The organism is Parendozoicomonas verongulae (assembly GCF_009711465.1).
In the GTDB taxonomy this organism is placed as follows: Bacteria; Pseudomonadota; Gammaproteobacteria; order Pseudomonadales; family Endozoicomonadaceae; genus Sansalvadorimonas; species Sansalvadorimonas verongulae.
This window is the reverse complement of the sequence record NZ_SMME01000533.1, coordinates 1-303: the sequence shown is the minus strand read 5'-3', so window position 1 is coordinate 303 and position 303 is coordinate 1. Positions and strand designations below refer to the sequence as shown.

General features: G+C 54.1%; 1 protein-coding gene. It reads left to right on the top strand.

All coding sequences use genetic code 11. The annotated features are described in order from the left end of the window. On the top strand, positions 1-303 hold a 303-nt coding region (locus tag E1189_RS22790), incomplete at both ends, for a hypothetical protein (protein WP_196220963.1).

Here is a 303-nt window from a genome sequence, read left to right as displayed (position 1 = left end):
AGCAGCCCTGAACATCTTTACCCGGATGCGCACTCTGGCGGCAAAGGGGAAGACGAACACCCCCTGTGATGACAAGAATATCGAGTTAACACTGGGCAGACATCACCAGATTATGGGAGAGCCGGACAATCTGAAAGCGGCTCTGGACATTTTTACCCAACTACGCATCCGGGCAGCAGGGGGTAAGGTGAACACCCCCTGTGATGACAAGGAAATCGAACTGGCTCTTGGCAGGCTGCTTCAGGTTATGGGGGGCACGGACAACTTGAAACTGGCTCTGGACATTTTTACCCGACTGCGCAC